An 18,871-nucleotide genomic window follows, 5' to 3' on the forward strand; every position below is an offset into this window, starting at 1 on the left:
AAGGAGAAAAAATGCCGGAAATCAAACCTTTCAAAGGAATCAGATACAACCCGGAAAAGATTGAAGATTTAACCGGTGTGATCTGCCAGCCTTATGATCAGATAACGAACAAGATGGAAAAGGAATATAAGAATAAAAGCCCCTACAATTTCGTCCGCCTGGTTCTGACCAAATACGCCGAAGGCCATGACCGCCAGAGGGAATACCGCGATGCGAAAAAATTCATCGAACACTGGCTGAGGGATAAAATCTTCATCAGAGACGACTCCCCTGCGATCTATCCTTATTGGCAGGAGTTCTCAGTCGAGGATAAACAGTTGACCAGAAAAGGCTTCATAAGTCTGGTCCGCCTGGAAGAATTAGGAAAAGGAAACATCCTTCCCCATGAAAAGACACTTTCAAAACCGAAAGCGGATCGGTTGAACCTGCTGCGTATCACTGAGAAAGACCTTGAACCGATATTTCTCCTCTACACGGATCCGGAAAATGAAGTCATGAACCTCATAGAAAAAGAATGCAGCACTCTGCCGCTCATGGAAGTGAAGGATGAAAAGGAAGTAACCCATAAGGTCTGGCGGATCGATGCAGCGGAAATAATCAAAAAGATAGCGGACAAATTGAAAGATTCCATCTTCGTCATTGCAGACGGGCACCATCGTTATGAAACAGGATTGAATTACCTTAAACAGGTGGCGCCTGAAGACAAAGATCACCCGGCGAATTTCAAGATGATCACCCTCGTCAACATCGAGGACCCCGGATTGGTGATCTTACCGACCCATCGACTTATCAAAGACCTTGCCGGATTCAGTCTCGGTGGATTTCTGGAAAAGACCGAAGAATATTTTGAAATAAAAAAGAGCAACAAAGAAAATATAATGCAGGAATTGAAAGAGGTGGACGGAAAGGCATTCGGGTTCTACAGCCCGCAAACCTGCTATATTTTAAAATTGAAATCCTTAGAGCCGATGAGAAAATTACTGCCTGACCGCAGTGAAGAATACCGCACCCTCGACGTCGCCATTCTGCACACCCTCTTGATAGAGAACGTACTCGGTATTGAACCGGCCAAGATTGAAGACCATATCCGCTATGAAAGAGGTATCCAGAGAACAATGAAGAGGATTGAAAGCGGAGAGTTCCAATTCGCCTTCTTGATGAACCCGACAAAACCTGAACAGGTGAAGAAGATAGCACAGAAAAAAGAAAGGATGCCGCAGAAATCCACTGATTTCTATCCAAAACTGATTTCAGGGCTTGTCTTCTATGATATAGGAGGCGGCTAAAAAAAACTCTTTAAAATTCCCTACCCTATATCAGGTAGAACTACCTATTGATATAACAGGCAAAAAGAGTATAATTATTATTAAGAAAGTTTCAGTTATAATGTTAGCCTGATGTTATTTCTGGTTAGCAAATAAAGAAAGGAGGTAAAGCGCAAATAAGGTTGGTATGTTTTGGTAACAAAAGTAAATATATACAGAACAAAAGGAGAAAAAATGAAGAAGATAATAATGGGTATAACAGTGATCTCGATGGCGATGCTCTTCGCCGCAGAGATTGAAAACCCGGGCACGCATGATGTAATGCAACCGAAAATATCAGTGGTCCAAGGTACCACTGACAACATTTCGGTAAAAATCAATGAATCCACAAAAGTAAGTGGTATAGAGTATGACCTTCCTTATGGGCCGCAATATTCGCCGACTATCGCTCCTATTGACCCGACAACCCTGCCAGACCCCGATGACCCGACCTCAGGAAGGAGATATCAATTCCCTCTCAAAAGGCTCAATATGGAAAAGAACGAATCAGGTCAGAAAAGAGAGGAGAGCAGATGGGATAATGATGTCCTTGTTTATGACGGCGAGGTCGGTGAAGGGCAGGATTTCGATGTTGACCCCTCAACCGGCGACATCTATGTAATTTTTGATACCTACCATACAAGTCAGGACAGTCTTGTTGTTTACCGCTCAACTGATGGAGGCAATTCATTCCAGTGGTGGCGGGCAAGCTATAACGGTGATGGAGAAATCGGTAATCCAAAGATACGCATAGCCCAGGATGCTGGCGGGCAGACCTGGGTCTGTATGTTCGGTATCTGGCATGAACCATCAGGAGATGATGTTCTGTATATGCGCAGAATGACCCCGGATCAAAGTCAGGGTTACTGGGAAGAGGTCAACTCAAATGTCGTTTACGCAGATGTCGACGCCGACGTCGGCACCGGAGCCTGGGTCTATGTGACCTATATTCCAGAAGGTACAGATAATGATATCTGGGCGGCGAGGAACAACCTTGACGGCACTGGCTGGCAGGATAACCAGCAGCTGTTCGCCGACCCCGGTGTAACACCCTATCCGCAAATTGCGGCTGGTTCAGGCGGTAATGTCGCCGTGGCATTCATCGACGACAGGATTACCACAAATAATGAAGTACGCATCAAAAGAAGCACCAATTACGGTTCGACCTGGATTAGTTCTGAACAGGTGAGTAACAACTCCGGTGCTTATCCGATAAGAGAAACCGATATCGCCTATTCATACAGCGCCAGTTATGAAACCGGCTGGATCACTGCAACGTTTTACGTCGTTGATAATGACAACCTCGTCTATTACTGGAGTACTGACGCCGGTGTCAACTGGACTTACGGCGGACTGATCGGTTCAAGCTCAAATGATGAGAATCTCAGCTCAATCCGTGCCCGTAAAGCAACGGGTTCTCTGACCGTCGCTTACAATCAAGATCCCGGTGACTCAACAATGTTCACCTGGACAACAGCATCAAATCCGACCAACTTCATCACACCCTATCGTATCAATGATTACAATGCAACAGGCATCTGGGCTCCTACAGCCGGATGGATCAGTAGTTACTCTGCAATCTGCTATTCTTCGTACACAATGGGTTATAACCTCTTCTTCGACTGGTTCAATAACACAGGTGTTGCGGAACTGCCGGATGAGCAGACCGGTGCCGGAGTAATCAATCTTGCGCCGAATCCTTCGAGCCGGGTTACCAGACTCACGTATGCAATCAACAACGAAACCGATGTCAGAATCACACTCTATGATGCGACAGGTCGATTGGTGAAGAATATTCTGCAAAAGACACAGGCACCGGGTGAATACACTTTGAACATCAGAACCGATGAAATGGCTTCCGGTATATACATCATAAAGATTCAAACAGCAGAACATACCATCACCAGGACGATGACGGTTGTAAGATAAGATACAGAATACGGTTGAATAAAAAAGGGGAGTGAATAACTCCCCTTTTTTATTTCTTCACACTAACCGACCGTCTTCAGCAACTCATCAATGATGTAATCTGATTTAATCCCCTCGGCTTCCGCCGCAAAATTGGTAAGCACACGATGGCGCAACACCGGGTGCGCCACATATCTGACGTCGTCGAAATCAGGGGCATATCTTCCTTCAAGAGCCGCCCGTGCCTTGGCACCGAGGATAAGATACTGGGACGCCCGCGGTCCTGCGCCCCAGGCGACATATCCCTTTACTATTTCCGGACTCTTCTTTTCTCCGGGCCTGGTCAACCCCACCAGTTCGATCGTCTTTTTAATGACCTCATCGGACACAGGAATCCGCCTCACCAGTTTCTGGAACAAAAGGAACTTCTCTGCTCCGAGTATCTTCTTTAATTCCGCCTCATATGCTGAGGTGGTGGTTTTGATAATCTCTTCTTCTTCTTCAGATGACGGATAATCGATATTGATCGTAAACATAAATCTGTCGAGCTGGGCTTCAGGTAATGGATAAGTACCTTCCTGCTCAATGGGATTCTGCGTCGCCAGGACAAAGAAAGGCAACGGCAGATCATATGTCTCTCCGGCATAAGTGACCTTATATTCCTGCATCGCCTGAAGCAGTGCTGATTGGGTCTTGGGCGGTGCCCGATTAATCTCATCAGCAAGAATGATATTGGAAAAGAGCGGCCCCTTTACAAATCTGAAGCTGCGCCTGCCTGTGGTCAAATCCTCTTCGATAACCTCGGTCCCTGTAATATCCGAAGGCATCAGGTCCGGCGTGAACTGAATCCTGTTGAACGAAAGATCGAGAATCTGCGCGATGGTATTTACAAGCATGGTCTTTGCCAAACCAGGCACTCCGATGATCAATGAATGGCCGCTGCAGAAAAGGCTGATGAGTACCTGCTCGATTACATCTTTCTGTCCGATAACAAGTTTGGCAATCTCCCGACAGATTGCATCATAACTGCCCTTCAACTCTTTCAAAGCTGCAAGGTCTGATTTTTTCATTTATTCGAATTATTATAAGATTGTGGATAACTCATAATAAATTTCATTAAAAAATGCAGGAAACCTATGTAATATCAAGAATTTTGATTTATCCACACCTTATCCTCATTTATCCACATCATTTTTGACAAAATTATTCACAGGTAATCCCGTTATAGAGTTCTTTTCGCCGTGCTTCCAGAAGCTCTTCTTTCTTTCCCAGGTATGCAGCGGCAGAACATACCGTCACCCTCTTACTGAAATTCTTTATTGAAACGAGGTATTCTGACCAGTTGATGTCCCTCAAAAGATGGTGATCGATTATCAATTTTTTCACTGAAGTCTGTTCGATTATCTTTTTTATATTCTTCAAGGCGAGGGCGATGTCACTCTTTTTGTAATGTGACCCCAATAAATAGGTTGCAGGCCCGTCGAGAATAATCGTATCAGGAGATCTTTCAACTATAAAATTCACCGCCTCGTCGTTCAATGGTCCCTGGACATCAGAGGTATAAATAAATTTTTCTTTCTCTTCGATATATACTTCCACTACATAACCGAGGCGGTTGGACAGACCGTGAAAAACCGGTTCAGAAAATATGATCTTTGTATTTCCGAAATTGAATGTTCTGGCGTCAGCGATATTTATCGCTTTGGCGCATGATTCAATCATCCCCAGAAGCACCGTCGCCCTTTCTTTTTGACTGTGATTGATGAACTCGCGCGGATGTTTCAAAAAGATCTCTTTACCAGCATAAATGCTCTCTTCATCAGGATTGTGATGGTCATAATGATAATGGGTGATGATAATTACGTCTGAAACTCCGGTCCAGTGTTTGATCGCCTCGACCATCTCCCGACGGCGGTCCAGCTCAAGTCTGTGCGGCGGCAGAGAGTATCTGTCCGGACTGACCGAAACTCCGGGATCGATGAATATTCTCACGTCCTCGGTTTCAACATAGGTCGCCATGCTGCGTACCCCAAAACTCTCAAATGCCACAGGTAAAATCTTCATGATTTCAACCTTGAAGAACGGGTTCGACACTTACATAAAACCCTTTTCTCATAATCCTTTATCATATTGATCCTACGTCGATGCCTTCCGCCTTCAAATTTCGTCGTCAAAAAGATATTGATCAAAAAACAGAGTTTTTTATTGAACCTGACAAAACCGCCGGGAAGAACCAGAATATTGGCATCATTATGAGCCCGGGTAAGACGCGCGATCTCTGAAGACGTACACACAGCCGCCCTTATACCCCTTACTTTGTTGGCGGTCATCGCCATTCCCTGACCCGTATAACAGATTAAAATCCCGAATTTGAATCTTTTTTTAATAAGGCCGTCTGCCAGGGACAGAGCGATCTTCGGGTAATCAACCGACTCTGCAGAATCAGTACCGTAATCAATAACCTTATGTCCTGATTCAGTCAAAAACTCTATTATCTTCCTCTTCAACAAAACTCCCCGATGATCAGCACCGATTCCAATCTTCATGTCGTTAATGAAAAAGTTTTGATATCATGAGACCCGGGTGAGCCAGCCGTACTTATCTTCTCTTCTGCCTTCAACAACATCAAAAAACGCCGCCTGCAGTTTTTTGGTGATCGGACCGGCCTTACCCGCACCGATCTTAATCTTATCAATACTTCTGATCGGCGTGACCTCAGCCGCCGAACCGGTGAAAAACACCTCATCAACGATATAGAGAAACTCCCTTGCAATCATCGTCTCAATGACCTCGATCCCCATATCTTTTGCCAGGGTCATAATCGTATTTCTCGTTATGCCGGGCAGAATCGTCGCATGGAACGGCGGGGTATAGATCACACCGTCTTTGACCGCAAATATATTTTCACCCGAACCTTCACTTACATATCCGGTAACATCCAGGGCAATACCTTCGACAAAACCATAGGTGATCGCCTCCATCTTTATAAGTTGTGAATTCATATAGTTGGCACAACATTTCGCCATCGCCGGAAAGGTATTTGGTGCCATACGGTTCCAGCTGGACACCATCACATCAACTCCCTGTTCCAGGGCTTCTTTACCAAGATATTTTCCCCAGCGGAGTGTAGCAATACAGACATTTACAGGACAGGGAAAAGGATCAACACCGAGTGCATTATATCCCCGGTAAGCAATGGGTCTGATATAGGCATCTTCCAGTTCATTCTTCTTGATGAGCTCGATGGTAACCTTCACCAATTCATCCTGGGGATAAGGAATCTCCATACGATATATCTTCGCAGAATTAAAGAGCCTTTCTATATGGTCTTTAAGTCGAAATATCACCGATCCTTTAGGACTCTTATAACATCTCAATCCTTCGAAAACTCCTGTTCCATAATGAATAACATGAGAAAGTATATGTATCTTTGCATCATCCCAATTTACGAAATTCCCATCCATCCAGATGTATTTTGATTTTTCCATTGCCATAGGATACCTCCTTGATTCAATAATAATTAAATTTTACTGAAAGTCAAGAAAATAATCCGACAAGTAATTATGATTGACTTGATAATTTTTTTGTTTATACTTTTTAGCGATGGAAAAGAAAAAAATAAATCTCGGGATCGTCGGATGCGGAGTCCACTCACAGATCGCCCATATTCCTTTTTTTAAAAAGAACCCGCAGTGTGAGTTGACCGCCATCTGCGACTCAGATGTGCGGAAGATCGACCATCTCAGTTCAAAATACAATATACCCCATAGGTATCAGGATTTTCAGGAGATCGTCCAGGATGAAGAGATCGATGCCCTGATTATCGCCACACCCAATTATCTCCATGCCGCAATGACCATTTCCGCCCTCAAGTACGGCAAAGACGTACTCTGTGAAAGTCCGATGTCGATAAATCTCAAGGAGGCGGAAGAGATGATTGACACCGCGGAAAAGACCGGAAAGAAATTGGTCCCGGCGATGAACAACAGGCTGAGACCCGATGTCCAGATCATAAAAAAATTCATCAAAGAGGGAGAATTGGGAGATATCTATTACGTCAAGGCTGGCTGGCTCATCGGTTCGAGTGAATGGGTGCTCAAACCATGGCGCCTTGAGCAACTCAAGAGCGGCGGTGGTGTCTTCCTAAGTCTCGGCAATACGCTTCTTGACATCGCACTCTATCTACTCAAAGATAAAACCGTTTCCACGATATTCGCCTCGATGCACAAAAAGGAATCTGAAGCAGAGGTCGAAGACACCGCGATGTGTATAATCAATTTCAAAGACGATACATTGCTCACGATCGAAGTGGGCTGGTCTCTGATATTTGAACAGGATTTCCTTTACTGTAATATATTCGGAAAAAAAGGAGCGGCGCTGCTCAATCCCCTGCGTATCCAGAAGGAACTTCACAACGAACTCTTCAATGTAACACCGAGCGTCGCACATAAAAATCCGTATCAGGACTCCTATGAAAAACAGGCGCAAAAATTTCTTGATTTTCTGACAGGCAGCGGCAAACCACCGATAACCTGCGAAGACGGCCTCACCATTGCAAAGATAATCGAAGCCTTTTACAGATCAGCAAAAGAAAAAAAATTGATCGAGATAAAATAAAAAACCTGTATGACGCGAAAATCATTCATCCTCATCGTCATATCCGCTGCCCTGACCTCCCTCTCTTTTCATCCACTCAATCTCTACTTCCTGCTCTGGTTCAGTCTTGTCCCCCTCTTATGGGCGATTGAAGAGATGGACCCATCTTCTGTCTTCAAGTCCGGCGTACTATTCGGAACCGTCTTTTCCCTCCTGTCATTATTCTGGATCGTCTTCCTCCAGATCGAAACGACGATAAAATTGATTATGCTCTTCGGCCTGCTCCTCCTGTTTCTCTATTACGGTCTTTATTACGGAACCGGACTGCTCATTGCAAAAAGAATCGGTATATGGTTCCTTCCATTTATTCTCACCGGTCTGGAATTCATCCGCAGCATCGGCGAACTGGGATTTCCCTGGCTGGTGTTCGGATATTCTCAGGCGCGTTATCCCGTAATCATCCAGCAGGCCTCGATATTCGGGGTATACGGCGTATCTTTCTGGTTGATCCTGGTGAATGTCGCCCTGTTCAAATTGACCGAATTAAAACGAATCAAAAATCTCGTCATCCTGCTTCTTGTTTTTTCCATTCCCTTAATATACGGCGCACTGAGAATAAAAGAACCCGTAGGTAAAACCATGCTGGTCGGAGTAATCCAACCCGATATCGATCCCAATCTGAAATTCACGAAGGCGATGCGTGATGAAACCTTTGAACGCCTCATCTCTCTATCCGAAACCGCGAATCAATACAGTAAAAAAAAATTCGGTGAGAACCTTGATTTGATTATCTGGCCCGAGACGGCTGTACCGGTATTCATAACCTTTCCCGGCAAATATCAAAATCTTATCTTCAGTTTTGTAGACAGAACAAAAACACCCCTCCTGACCGGAACACCGATATATGAATCAAAAGAACACAGTATATACAACGGTGCGATTCTCATTGAGCCGGACAAGGGAATCACACAGCAGTACAGAAAGATGCACCTTGTCCCGTTCGGAGAACATATCCCTTTTGACCAACAACTCACCTTTTTGAAAAAGATCGACGTCGGCGGGGGAAAATATACACCCGGTACTCTTTATACCGTCTTTGAACTTGATAAGACGAAATTTTCCTGCCTTATCTGTTTTGAATCGATCTTTCCCGAACTCTCCAGAAGGTTTGTCAAAGACGGCGCCGAACTGCTGGTGAACATCACCAATGACGGCTGGTTCGGCAGGATCTCCGGACCGCAACAGCATAATGACATGGCGATCCTGAGAACCGTTGAGAACGGCAAACCCCTCGCCCGCAGCAGTAATACCGGCATATCGATGATCGTAAACAAGTACGGAATGGTCCTGCAACAAACCCCTCTTTTCACCCGGGCCGTTCTCGTGGAAAAAATCGTCTTTGACAAAGAAAGGACAGTGTACAATATCCTCGGCGACATCCTGCCCGCGGTTTCACTCATTTTAACCACCGTGCTCCTCGGATTCTGGTTTTTCAACCGGATGCGCGGTTCTTAATCTTTCTCTCTACCTGTTCCGTTCCTTTCTCCTTGACTGTTGACATTATTTTTTCCTGCAATATAATTATATATGTCCGAAGGTAAATTGTACAAAAGTCTGGCGGCGATCACCGGTTCCCTGCTGGAACAGAGAGGACTCGACAGTGTTTTTGACGCGATAACAAAACATGCATGTTCATTTTTCAATGCCTCGGCGTCATCAATAATGCTCTTCGACGAAAACAACGAATACCTGACGATCGCCCGCTCATACAATTTATCTCCGGAATATTTGAAGGTCGTAAAAGTATACAAAGATCAGGAGGTCGCCGGAAAAGTATGTCAATCAAAAAAACCAAGGTTCATAAAAGATGTAATCAAGCTGTTTAAAGACATCGGTGATGATTTCACAGTAGAGTGGGCATCAAAAGAAGGACTGGCGTCCCTTGTCTGCGCTCCCCTGCTCCTTAAAGATGAACCGATCGGCTGCCTCAACATCTATTACCGGCAGATGCAGGAGACCTTCGAACAGGAGAACGCCCTGGATTTTTTCACCAGAATGGCAGCCCTGTCGATTGAATATTCAAAACTGATCCAGCAGACCGAGGAGAAAACGAAGATCCTCACCATACTTGAAGAAGTGGGGCTCGTCCTTACTTCTTCTTTTGACATCAACGAAATAATGGTCGTATTCCTGCCCACAGCGGTATTGATCACAAAAACCGATGCCGGAAGTCTGCTTCTCATCGACGAAACCAAAAGGACGGCTGTCGATCTCTTCAAATACAAAAAAGGAACCGACATACCGAGAAGGTACAAACCGACCACCCATCTCGTCGATGGAATTTCCGCTGAAATAATGAGAACGAAGAAACCCGTAATCATTCCCGATTTACGAAGCTATGAGAGATCACACAACATGGAAAACAATGAAAAAGAACGGGCGGCGACCGCCGGGATACCCCTTATCGCAAGAGGTAAGATGATCGGAATTCTATATGTTGATTCTTTTAAACCGAGAAATTTCACCAAGAGCGAGATCGATTACCTCACGATTTTGTGCAGCCAGGCGGCGATCGCCCTCGACAATACCCGGTTGTATAAAAAGATAAGCCGTGAGGCGAAGGAGATGTCTCTCTTATACGAAATAAGTCAGACTTTCATCTCAACATTAAATTTTGACCAACTGTTGAAAAATATCCTGCAGCGCTTGAAAGAAACATTCGGCTACCTGAATCTTGCAATCATGCTGGTGGATGAAGAGAAACAGGAGTTGTATCCGCGGTCGTATATCAATTATCCGGAACATATAAAATCACTCCGTTTCCGGATAGGAAAAGACGGAATAACCGGCCATGTCGCTGCCACAAAAAAGATCTATTACGCTCCTGATGTCAGTAAAGATCCCTTTTATAGGGCCGGCGTGGAAGAGGCGAAGAGTGAAGTATGTTTTCCGCTGATGCTCGGCGAGCAGCTCATCGGAGTGCTCGATGTAGAAAGCCCTGAAATCAACGGTTTCACAAAAGAAGACATAAATATGCTTGCCGGTTTAAGCGCCCAGATTGCGATTGCGCTCGACAACTCGCGACTCTATGAAGAAGCAAGAAAATTATCACAGACAGACCCTCTGACCAATCTTCCCAACAGAAGAAGTTTTGATATGTTCATCGATGCCGAGATCCGTAGGTCGGTGCGGTACCACCGTCCTTTCTCGATATTGATGATTGACTACGATGATTTTAAATATTATAATGACACATTCGGCCATCCGGCCGGAGATAAAATTTTAAAGAAATTCAGTCAACTGATGAAGGAAATAATACGGGATGTCGACTTCCTCGGCAGGTACGGCGGAGACGAATTCATCGCAGTCCTGCCGGAAACCGACAGTACCTTTGCTCTGGAAGTCGCCGAACGTATGCGTAGAAAAATCGAGATGCAGAATATCGAACCCCGGGTGACATTGAGCATCGGAATCGCGACATTTCCTTCAGACAGTAATGAAAAAGATACTTTAATAAAACTCGCAGACCAGGCATGTTATGAAGCAAAACAATTAGGAGGCAACTGCGTCAATTTTGCCTCAAAGAGAAAGGAGTGAAAAATGTTGTCTATCTTAATTCTGTTCATAACGATGAACAGCCGAATCATTCAAAATGTGCAATTTGAATTGGACGACTTCACGGCAGAACAGAGAGGACAATACACTAAATTAAGGATGGTTGGTTGTGAACTGACTGATGAAATCGGTGCACCTGAGCTGCCGGTGAAATCTATAAAACTCGCCCTTCCCCATGGTGCGGAAATCACCGACATCAAAATTCTGTCAACCGATTTTCAGAGATTGCCGCAGAAGTCTCCGGTCTCGTATGTACATAAACCGGTGATTCTTTCTCAGAAGGAACTCAAGACATTTACTGAACCGAATACCACCATATACGAATCCGATAAGCCCTATCCGGAAAATATCATTGAATATAAAGGAACCGGGGTCTACGACAACCAACAAATCTGTGAACTGCTGATCCATCCTGTCCAGTATCTGCCTTCCTCACAAGAATTGATTTTCTATAACCGCATAGAATTCGCTGTCGACTACAAAGGCGGTGTAAAAAGACCGGCAGGCGGCGGATATATCACAAAGATCGTTCTCAACCCCGAGGATGTCATAAAAACCGACAACGGTTCTTACCGGGAATATCTTGAATATCTCATCATCTCAAATCCACCCCTTGACACCGTATTTCAACGGCTGGCGGACTGGAAGACAAAAAAGGGTATATTGACAAAAATCAGGACCGTGGACTGGATTATCTCCCATTACTCGGGTGAAGATAATGCCGCCCGTATCAGAAATTATCTCAAATCCCTTGCAGACTCAAACACCACCTATGTCCTTCTTGGTGGAGACACCGACATCATCCCCTGCCGTTTCGCCTACGCAATGAGTTGCAGTGCAGGTTTCTGGCCCGGCCGGGAAGATACAATGCCGTGCGACCTCTATTACGCCGACCTTCAGGGAACATGGGACCTGGACGGTGACGGCAGCTATGGTGAGATCGAGGACAGTATCGACCTCTATCCCGACCTTATTGTAGGAAGGGCACCGGTAAACACCGTATCCGAAGCCCAGAAGTTCGTTGAAAAAGTTCTGCTCTACGAAAAGAATCCCGACCTCAATTATCTGACCAATGCGATCTTCGCCGCCGATGTCTTGTGGTCCAATCCATATACTGACCAGGGAATACACAAGAATAAAATCGACGCTGAATCTTTCCCACCGTATTTCAACATCACGAAATTATACTACAGTCAGGGAAATCTTTCTCCGAATTCAGTAAAGAACGCCCTGCGCCAGGGACAGGGGCTCTTCAATCATGACGGCCACGGCTGGATCGACGTGATGGGCGCCGGCACAGGATACCTGCATAACATCGACTTCGACACCCTGACGAACGAACCGATGTACGGTATCGCCGTCTCTATCGGATGCTGGACCACTGCATTCGACTTTGATGCGATTGCGGAATCGTTTGTCAACAGCCCACACGGCGGCGGCGTGGCGTTCATCGGAAATTCAAGCTACGGCTGGGGTTCTCCCGGCAACCCGGGATTCGGCTACTCCGACAGATTCGACAGCCGGATTTTCTATTCACTGCTTGTCGAAGATAACTTCCATCTCGGCTCGGCATTGAGCCAGGCGAAAATCCACTTCATTCCTTATTCACGAGAAAAGAACGTATACCGCTGGCACCAATACCAGCTCAACCTTCTCGGCGACCCGGAGATGTGTGTCTGGACCGACACCCCGGAATCACTCTCGGTCTCTTATCCGCAGTCAATACCCATTGGAAACAGTCGGATATTAATCAGTGTGCGTAACAAAAACAACGGAGCTCCTGTAAAGAACGCCCTGGTCTGTTTGATGAAAAACAATGAATCGTACGCATCAGGATATACAGATACAGACGGTACGATCTTCCTCGACGCCGGTGCCGCAACCTCAGGAAATTTCGACCTGACCGTCACCGCACACAACTATCTGCCTGTGGAAGAAACCATCCCGGTGATAAACGGCTCTTATGTGAACTACCTCGGCTGGTCACTGAACGACGCATCAGGGAATAACGACGGAATAGCAAACCCCGGTGAAGAGATCTATATCGATGTCGCGATAAAGAATACCGGCAACGCCGTCGCTAACAATGTTTCCCTTATACTCCACTCCCAGGACTCGATGATCGTGGTTCAGGACAGCACCCAGAGCGCAGGCTCGCTCAATCCCGGTGATTCCGTGTATATCAATAATGCATTCAGAGTCACCGTCGGTTGGGCGACGAACGGTTATGGAATCGATTTCAACCTGGAGATCACCGACGCTTCAAGAACCGTCAACTATCATCCGGTAATGTTGGTGGGTACACCGGTATTCGGTTTCGGTGAAATGAGCGTGGCTGAACCGCCGACAATGCCCGGAGATACGGAATCCGTATATCTGCAGATAGAAAATAGAGGATTCGGTTATGCCCATACACCTATCGTCACTCTCAACACAAGCGATCCCTATATTACACTCCTCTCGGACAGCCTCATGCCTGCCGACATCCCGCCGGAATCATCCCTTACCGTCGGTCCTTTCACAGTACATGTACTGTCAGGCTGTCCTCCAGGCCACCACCCTCTCCTCACCTTCACCATTGTCTCGGAAAGCTGCAGTTACACCGCGGACAAAACCCTCATCGTCGGCGAAACTGGTTTCTCTGATGATATGGAATCAGGCACCGGTCAATGGACCACGTCGGGAACCAATAACCTCTGGCATTTAACCACGTACCGTTCATTCTCACCCACCCATTCATGGTATTGCGGCGACAGCATCACTCATCACTATACCAATAATATGGACTGTTTCATCCAGACCACACCGTTTATGCTGGGTGAAAATTCAATCCTGAAATTCTACCGCTGGTTCAGTGTTCCCCTGTATGGAAGCGACGGTATCTATGTCATAATCATCGGAAATGGATTCAGAGACACCCTTGATTTCATCGGAACAGGCGGTGCTCTGTCAGGACGTGGTATCCAGAGTGAATGGTTTGAAGAGAAATACTCGCTTGCGGATTACCCGGCAGGCGACACTATTCAGGTCAGACTTTCATTCGTCAGTGACGGCGACGGAGATGTAGGCGAAGGTTTTTATATCGACAACTTCAATGTGGAAAACATCACAATGATTGAAGAACATACCGATACCGAACCCACCCCGCTTCTGTTTATGGTTCTTCCGAATCCCTTCACCAGAAAGATCGACATCCGATTCGGCAATACCCAGAACAATCCGATTACGACATTGAGGATCTACGACGTAAGCGGTAGATTGATAAAACAGTTCACGGTGGAATCCCTGAAAGACGTCCAGACGGTCACCTGGAATGGAACCGATAATACAGGTAAAAAGATGCCGGCCGGCATATACTTCATCCAGGTAATGTCTGAGAATACAACGATTACCAGAAAAGCGATAATGCTGAGGTGATAACACGGGAATAACATAACTAAGATATAATCATCGATTCGGGAAGTTCAATTCCCTGCTCTTAGACGATCAAAAGAAAGGAGAAGTCATGCATTATCGAACCGTTTTTTCAACCATTGTCTGTCTGTACTTTATACTCTTCACAACGCCGTTGATGTACGGCGAAGACAAGATAACCGACGACGATTACATCATATTTTCAGTGCAGAAGAACAGAGTGGTGGATCTCGAAGAGATAGTGACCACGATGAAAAATTATGACGTGCTTTTTTTCGGTGAGGAACATAATGACCCGGTTGCACATTATCTTGAAGAACTCCTTTTGAAAAAGCTCTATGCCAGATATCCAAACCTGATCGTCCTGTCACTGGAAATGTTTGAACGTGATGTCCAGCTCGTCCTCGATGAATACCTGAGCGGCATGATTACGGAAAAACATTTCAGAAAAGACGCCAGGGTATGGACGAATTACAAGGATTATCGCCCTTTGATCGAATTCGCCCGGATGAATGATATCCCGGTGATCGCCGCCAATGCACCCTACCGTTACTCCAATATCGCGAGCACCAAGGGGCAGCAAGCCCTTGAATCGTTGTCTGATGCGGCTAAATCATTCATCGCACCCCTGCCCTATGATACCGCAACCGGAGCATATTACCAGAAACTGCTCAGCGTCAAAAAGAATATGCCGTTCTCTCTTCCGAAAAAAACACCTGCGGATGCGGACACATTGAAGAAGATGAAAATGCCGGTGATCTCCATGCCGGAATTCAAAATAAACCAGGGACAATCACTATGGGATGCAACGATGGCACACTCGCTCGTCCGGTTCTCAAACAAAAATACGAATAAAAAAATAATGCATATCAACGGAAGATTCCACAGCGACGAGTACTTTGGTGTTGTTCAACAATTGAAGAAGTATGCGCCCGATATAAGACCCCTGGTCGTCTCGACTTTTTCTGACAGCGCTTTTCCTGAAGTCGACTTCAACAGTTATAAGAATATCGCTGATTTCATAATTATAACCGACCCGTCTGTTGAGAGAACATTTGAATAATTCGAAAGGAAAAAATTTTTAATGCGGTAAATACAAAGAGACACCGATGCCTGCGCACCGGCGCCCAAAGCAACAAAATTTCTGGAATTACCGGTTTTTATCAATGCCGCTTTGGACAGAAATCATAGAGTTTCTGAAAGACATCGTCGGTGATCAAACCAAGTCTGCCGGCCTTTTCAAGTAATCTGCGACACCCGTATGTATCACCCGTCTTTGCAGAATGGGTGCATAATCTGGTCAGTACATTCTCCACCATGTTCAGGACCGCCGTCCGCATCTGATCAGACCATGCATCATACATCTTCATAAACGGCTCACCCCTGAACAGACTGAACGCCCGTGAATATTCTTTTAAAGCGAACTCCCACTCGCCGGCGCGTTCAAAAGCACGGGCGGCTGTAATACTCTGATCGAATTCACTATAATCGGTCAGAAAGTGAATGCCGTTGTTGACCAGAACCGCTTCTCCCCCACGTCGGGAAATTTGAAGCAGGTGCAGAGGAATCTTCAATGCCTTTCTGACACGCACAAGAAGATGTGACAAATTCCTGCCTGGCGCAGTACTTGTCTTCCAGAAATTCCGGTAAAGTTCGTTGAGAAATATCCTTCTGCCGGGTTCGCCCGCCTTCAGACTGAGGTGTATTATAAACGCAGACTCTTTGGGTGACAATCTGGTTCTCAAATATCTTTGATTCTTATAGAGTACCGGTTTTCCCAGAAATCGAATGTTATAGACCGGTACCTCTTTATTGAAGACAGGCAGTTGCAGCATTCCTTTTGGAAGACCTGTCGATCTACCGCGTTTGAGAAACTCGATCACCAGTTCAGGGAAGAAAAATATGTATCTGTGCAGATAAACCATAATGCCTTTCTGTTTTGCGTAAGAAAAGGCTCTCTGATAATCTCCTTCTTTGAGTAGATAAATAAGTTTTATCGACGGCGGCACGTTCCCGGCGCGTAAAAGATTATAATCGCGTCGGGCGGGATTCAATAAAATATCGATGATCACAGCCGCCTTCTCCATTTTGTGCCGGACAAACGGAAGAAGCCTCTTCAAGGTCCGCTCACCCTCTTTTCTGTCACCGAGGCTGCAATAGGCACTGGCAATCGTGAAATAAGCCCTTATCATGCTGTTCTGGACACCCGCCTTTTTGGAGAGGGAAAGTGATTTTTTTATGAATGACAGCGCCTTACCGGGCGCACCGTTCACCAGAGAACGCATAGCCATATAAAAAAGGATGTTCGGTTTATGCGCCCAATCAGGATTTTTCACCTCCCTGAGAAGATCAACCGCCTTTTTGTAATCTCCTTTTGAAGAATATATGTATGCCAGATGACCTCCGTAGATATTTTCTTCAGAAGCGGTTCCTCTCTCCAGTATCTTTAAATACCAGTATTCAGCCCTTCGGTAATCTTCCAGGTGGATGTATAAAGAACCGAGTAAATGGCTGAATTCAGCCGGAACCTTCCTCCACCGTCGGATCAAAGCATCACACTTCCTGGCACATTCCGCTGCTTCTTTAATCCTCTGATGTCGCGCAGAGACAATTCCTTCCAGGATGTCGAGATAATGCACAACATAACTGTTTTTTCCCTTGAACATCCGCTTCAACTCCCGGATCATCTTCATCTGTTCACTAAGTGACCTGCCCAACCATGTTGAGGCGGCGATTTCGATGATTCCCATCCGCAACGCCGAGAAGTAATACTTTTTCCTGAGCGACCTCAAATACAATGTGTGGACCCTTTTCACATAATCCCTTAAAGGAATGCGTAAATATAACTGTGCGGCCTTTTCAAGACACCTGCGGAGATTCAACAATGAATCAGGAATTTGAGGCACCAATCCGTTCTCAGGAAGTGCGGGTATGGAATTCAACACCGCGGCGGCATCCTCGACCCTGCCCAGTGTGAACTGTTCCTGGGCGAGTTTGAATTTCTCTTTTGCTTCTTTTCCCCAGGGATAGTGAACCGGAAAATCGCCGCTCAATTTTTCTCTGATAAAACCGGTATAGCCGTAACGTCGCCAGACCCCCCAGATGCCTTTCACGGAAATTTCAAACCCCTGTTTCTGTAATACCTTCTTTGCCTGTCGGAGAGTCAGTCCTGGTTCTCTTTCCTTCAAGAAAACGATTCTGTCCTCCAGATCGGCGGCCACACGGTTCCACGGCCTGCGGTATTCAGAAAGGAACCACAATTCTCCTTTGCTTCTATATGCCTTCACCCATTTATAAAAAGTTACATGGTTGATGCGGAAACGGGAAGCAACCGTCCTCAACGATTCATCGTGTTCAAGATAATACCGCACGGCCTTTAAGCGCCTCTCTGTGTTGTTAACCATCGCGGAAACATTATACTGTTAATTTCCGATCTGTCAATAACCTCATTCATCACCCGCCACTCCATAAAAAGACAGGGTTTGAGAGAATAATACCTCATGAATTAATACACAATTTACATTAAAATATAATAGTCTGTCTATGATTAACCGATATTTCATCATAGAAAGGAGGTTGCAATGAGTTTATTTCAGTCACTCGCGATCTTCTGGATGACATTACTTTTCACTCAAACACCTGATACACTATGGACAAAGAGATACGGTGGCCCCTTTGGGGATTTAGGTGTATATGTCCAGGAAACCTCGGACCTCGGATACATCATCGCCGCCCACACCCAGAGCGACTCAGGAGCACCGATGCAGCACTATCTCATAAAAACAGATTCCTTAGGTGAAATCATCTGGACAAAGACATTCTGCCGAAGTGATCCATTTTCCGGTTGCATTCAGGAAACCGCGGACAGCGGTTATATATTAACCGGTGGAACAGTCGACACAACCGGCCATATGGTGATCTATCTCCTCAAACTCAATGCCCAGGGTGATTCACTATGGGCTGAAACAATCGACGGCGGCGGCAGTGGAAAATCGGTTCAGCAGACCACTGACCTCGGTTATATCATCACCGGT

General features: G+C 45.7%; 13 protein-coding genes. 8 read left to right on the forward strand and 5 right to left on the reverse strand.

Features of this window, described 5'->3' with window-relative positions; genetic code table 11:
• Positions 1-11 precede the first annotated feature (11 nt).
• Positions 12-1,286 carry a DUF1015 domain-containing protein gene (locus ENI34_03040; GenBank protein ID HEC78101.1) on the forward strand — a complete coding sequence of 425 codons (1,275 nt, stop codon included), beginning with the start codon at positions 12-14 and terminating at the stop codon, positions 1,284-1,286.
• 213 nt (positions 1,287-1,499) lie between these two features.
• A complete protein-coding gene (locus ENI34_03045) occupies positions 1,500-3,233 on the forward strand; it encodes a T9SS type A sorting domain-containing protein (GenBank protein ID HEC78102.1) in 1,734 nt (577 codons plus the stop codon).
• Positions 3,234-3,295: 62 nt separating this feature from the next.
• Here the strand turns inward: ENI34_03045 and ENI34_03050 are convergent, their stop codons facing one another.
• From ENI34_03050 to ENI34_03065, 4 genes are all read right to left on the reverse strand, one after another.
• Positions 3,296-4,282: a MoxR family ATPase gene (locus tag ENI34_03050; protein ID HEC78103.1), complete on the reverse strand. Its 987-nt coding sequence runs from the start codon at positions 4,280-4,282 to the stop codon at positions 3,296-3,298.
• Positions 4,283-4,415: 133 nt separating this feature from the next.
• Positions 4,416-5,276 (reverse strand): hypothetical protein, encoded by an 861-nt coding sequence (locus tag ENI34_03055; protein HEC78104.1) that lies wholly within the window; start codon positions 5,274-5,276, stop codon positions 4,416-4,418.
• On the reverse strand, positions 5,273-5,758 hold the full coding sequence (gene rpiB / locus ENI34_03060) for a ribose 5-phosphate isomerase B (GenBank protein HEC78105.1): 486 nt from the start codon (positions 5,756-5,758) through the stop codon (positions 5,273-5,275). The genes ENI34_03055 and rpiB overlap by 4 nt, the downstream gene beginning before the upstream one ends.
• Positions 5,759-5,782: 24 nt before the next feature.
• On the reverse strand, positions 5,783-6,706 hold the full coding sequence (locus tag ENI34_03065; GenBank protein HEC78106.1) for a branched-chain amino acid transaminase: 924 nt from the start codon (positions 6,704-6,706) through the stop codon (positions 5,783-5,785).
• Between the two features lie 109 nt (positions 6,707-6,815).
• Between ENI34_03065 and ENI34_03070 the strand changes: the two genes are divergently transcribed.
• From ENI34_03070 to ENI34_03090, 5 genes are all read left to right on the forward strand, one after another.
• Positions 6,816-7,829: a Gfo/Idh/MocA family oxidoreductase gene (locus ENI34_03070; GenBank protein ID HEC78107.1), complete on the forward strand. Its 1,014-nt coding sequence runs from the start codon at positions 6,816-6,818 to the stop codon at positions 7,827-7,829.
• 9 nt (positions 7,830-7,838) lie between these two features.
• Positions 7,839-9,323 (forward strand): apolipoprotein N-acyltransferase, encoded by a 1,485-nt coding sequence (lnt, locus tag ENI34_03075; GenBank protein ID HEC78108.1) that lies wholly within the window; start codon positions 7,839-7,841, stop codon positions 9,321-9,323.
• Between the two features lie 72 nt (positions 9,324-9,395).
• Positions 9,396-11,405: a GGDEF domain-containing protein gene (locus ENI34_03080; GenBank protein HEC78109.1), complete on the forward strand. Its 2,010-nt coding sequence runs from the start codon at positions 9,396-9,398 to the stop codon at positions 11,403-11,405.
• 3 nt (positions 11,406-11,408) lie between these two features.
• On the forward strand, positions 11,409-14,840 hold the full coding sequence (locus ENI34_03085) for a T9SS type A sorting domain-containing protein (GenBank protein HEC78110.1): 3,432 nt from the start codon (positions 11,409-11,411) through the stop codon (positions 14,838-14,840).
• A gap of 88 nt (positions 14,841-14,928) precedes the next feature.
• Positions 14,929-15,900 carry a hypothetical protein gene (locus tag ENI34_03090; protein HEC78111.1) on the forward strand — a complete coding sequence of 324 codons (972 nt, stop codon included), beginning with the start codon at positions 14,929-14,931 and terminating at the stop codon, positions 15,898-15,900.
• A gap of 100 nt (positions 15,901-16,000) precedes the next feature.
• Here the strand turns inward: ENI34_03090 and ENI34_03095 are convergent, their stop codons facing one another.
• On the reverse strand, positions 16,001-18,241 hold the full coding sequence (locus ENI34_03095) for a hypothetical protein (GenBank protein HEC78112.1): 2,241 nt from the start codon (positions 18,239-18,241) through the stop codon (positions 16,001-16,003).
• A gap of 177 nt (positions 18,242-18,418) precedes the next feature.
• Between ENI34_03095 and ENI34_03100 the strand changes: the two genes are divergently transcribed.
• The coding region (locus ENI34_03100; GenBank protein ID HEC78113.1) for a hypothetical protein at positions 18,419-18,871 on the forward strand (453 nt) is incomplete at its 3' end.

It is taken from the genome of candidate division WOR-3 bacterium (assembly GCA_011052815.1).
Classification (GTDB): domain Bacteria; phylum Hydrothermota; class Tepidihabitantia; order SM23-42; family SM23-42; genus DRIG01.